Genomic DNA, 2969 nt, shown 5'->3' with positions numbered 1-2969 from the left:
ACGCTCGAGCCCTAGCCGCAGCAGGCGCGAGAATGAATCACTTACGACCTGGCGACCTGCGGTTCCTCGCCCGTCTGATGCAATTCCCGAGGGTTCCACGATCATCCCTTCCGATCACGGCAGTCGATCACCTCACGAGCTCCGCGATGCTGAGCCGCTGGGTCATCGGAACCTCCCCGGTCTTCGGGATTACGCCGACAGACGGATGTCCTGTCCCGGGACATGCTTGACACGTCGATCCCAAGACATCGGTGACAGGTGCTGTTTTCGGCCAGTCTGTCGTGCGTCGTTGCGGCGTCGCGCGTCGGGAGGCCGGGATTGGCCCTGGTGGATATGTCGGTTGTTGAGCAGCGGTATCGGGCTGTGCTGGCGGTGCTGGCCGGCGGTTCGGTGACCGAGGTCGCGCGTGAGGTGGGGGTGGCGCGGCAGACGTTGTCTGGGTGGGTGTCGCGTTATCGGGAGTCGGGTCTGGGCGGTCTGGTGGATCGCTCGCGGCGGCCGCATTCGTCTCCATCGCAGATGCGGGCAGAGGCGGAGGTACTGGTGTGTGAGTTGCGGCGGCAGCATCCGCGGTGGGGTCCGGTCCGGTTGGCGCATGAGGCTGGCCGTCGGGGTGTGGATCCGCCGCCATCGCGGATGGGGGTGTATCGGGCGCTGGTGCGTCACGGTCTCATCGAGCCGGGTGCGGGGCGGCGCAAGCGGGTCTTCCGTCGCTGGCAGCGTGAAGCGCCGATGGAGTTATGGCAGCTGGACATCGTCGGCGGCGTGTTCTTAGCCGACGGGCGCGAGGTCAAGGTGGTCACCGGCGTCGATGACCACTCGCGCTTCTGCGTGATCGCCAAGGCGGTGGTGCGGGCCACCGGCCGGGCGGTCAGTCTCGCCTTTGTCGAGGCGTTGCGGGCGTTCGGGGCGCCGGGCGAGGTGCTCACTGACAACGGCAAGCAGTTCACCGCGCGGTTCGGGCATGGCGGTGAGGTGCTGTTCGACCGGATCTGCCGCGACAACGCCATCGTGCATCGGCTCACCCAGCCGCGTTCGCCGACGACCACGGGCAAGGTGGAGCGTTTCCATCAGAGCATGCGCCGCGAGCTGCTCGACGATGCCGGTCCGTTCGAGGACCTGGCGGCGTTCCAGGCCGCGCTGGACGCGTGGGTGGCCCATTACAACACCGCCAGGCCGCATCAGAGCCTGGACATGGCCGTCCCGGCCGACCGGTTCACCCCGGTGAGTGCGGCCGAACGGGAACTGCTGCCGCTGCGCCTGCCGACCATCTTGACCGCGCAGCCGGATCCGACGCCTGCCGCTCAGGAGATGGCGTCCGACGTCAGGCCTGCGGCGTCGAAGCGCCGAAACAACAGCAAGAGCAGCAACGAGAGCGGGCATGAGGCTGAGCGGCCGTCGACGCCAGCGGCGTCCTGGTCGGGTGGGCCGATCGAGTTCGACCGGGTGGTGCCGGCCAGCGGCAACCTGGGCGTGGCGGGCAAGCAGTTCTGGCTCGGTCCGGCCCGCGCCGGTCAGGTGATCACGTTTTGGGCGGATGTGAACGTGATTCATCTGCTGGTCGGCGGGGCGCGGCTGAAGAGCCTGCGCTCACATCTGTCCACCAACGACCTGGCCCGTCTGTTCGCCGACGGTGGTCGGTCGGCGGGGCCGTCGCCGCTGCCGCAGGCCGAGAACGACGCCGTGGTGGAGGCGGAGCGGACGGTCAACAAGTACGGCCTGGCCAGCCTGGCCGGCCGCTACCTGCTGGCCGCCGAGATCCTCGGCGGACGCCGGGTCACCATCCGGATCGAGGAGAAGACGCTGATGTTCCTCGACCCTGACACCCGGCAGCTGCTGCGGGTCCGGCCAAACCCGCTGATCTGGCAGAAATGCCTGCAGTTGCGCGGCGCCCGCCCGGCCGGTCCGCCGCCGGTCCCCGAGCGGTCGCCGATCACGGTGCAGCGCCGCGCGAACTCCTTCGCGTCATGATGGTCACCCGGCAGACCGTCTCCCTCGGCCGGCTGTACGTCGGCCGGGTCGTCACCGTGCACGTCAGCGACACCACGTTGACCATCGACCTGGACGAGGGGCCACGGACCGTGCACCGCACCACCGACCTTCCGGTCCGCAACGTCAAAGCGCATCGGCCCTACAAGGTCGACCATGTTTCCTAGATCACCTGTCGCCCATGTCCTGGGACAGAAACGTCAGGCATCTCATGGGAACTAGACATGCTTCGGACAGTGTGTGCGCATTCAGAGATAGCGCTTCCTGATCAGCTTGGCCACGCCGTATATGGTCAAGCCGGTGAGGGTCGGCCCTAGCGGCGGAGATGACGTGGAGACGGCCACCGCGTGATCATTTGGAGCCTGTGAAGACAACAAAGATCGAGCGGTGGCCGCAGGCCACTAGTCCTTCCGCATCACTTTATGGCTGGTGGCGGGGTACGGACGGGACACGCAGTAGTACGTTCCTGTCTTAAATATATTCATATATGTGGCGGCGGCCTTGCATGCCTTACGAGTGGGGTAGTACTTGACGATAGTGTCCGCGCTGGCAGGGGCAGGGTTGACCGCCAACGTCGAAAAAGCCGCAGCTGCCAGCATGGCAACCGCAACGAATCGCTTCACAAACATAAAACGCCTTCTGTCGGTTGAATCTTTGCGGTCAACCGTAGAGAGCAGCGGTATGTTTCGGGTATGCCGGTGCTTCCGACGCAAGCTCGTCGGCACGCCTTCGTGGAAGCGCCCCGTGCTGGAAGACATGACGCGGACCCACCTCCGTCACCGGCCAGCGCAGCGCGCAGTCACAGACCACCAGCGTCCCGCCGGGAGCCAGGTTCTCCTCCAGGTACTGTCGGTAGGCATCGGGCAGGCGCCACTTGACCCGGAACTAGGGCCTGTACGGAGTTCAGATCTTCAGATGGGTTGAAGGCTTCGGATCCACAAGATGGCTCCGCGTAGGTGAAGGCCGGCGAGGTAGCTGTC

At 66.0% G+C, this 2969-nt stretch carries 1 protein-coding gene and 1 pseudogene; both read left to right on the top strand.

Going from position 1 to position 2969, the window contains the following annotated elements:
- Positions 1-333: 333 nt before the first annotated feature.
- Positions 334-1707, top strand: a pseudogene (locus ACIBI9_RS67785) (IS481 family transposase); the annotation flags it as partial.
- Positions 1708-1967: 260 nt separating this feature from the next.
- Positions 1968-2156, top strand: a complete 189-nt coding sequence (locus ACIBI9_RS67780) for a hypothetical protein (RefSeq protein WP_397239658.1) — start codon at positions 1968-1970, stop codon at positions 2154-2156.
- Positions 2157-2969: the final 813 nt, after the last annotated feature.

It is taken from the genome of Nonomuraea sp. NPDC050451 (assembly GCF_044458585.1).
The sequence above is the reverse complement of the archived record's forward strand: the minus strand, read 5'-3'. Positions and strand labels throughout refer to the sequence as shown.

Bases quoted from the DNA above. Each gene is read 5' to 3' on its own strand.
- ACIBI9_RS67780 (WP_397239658.1), top strand. From the start codon at position 1,968: ATGATGGTCACCCGGCAGACCGTCTCCCTCGGCCGGCTGTACGTCGGC.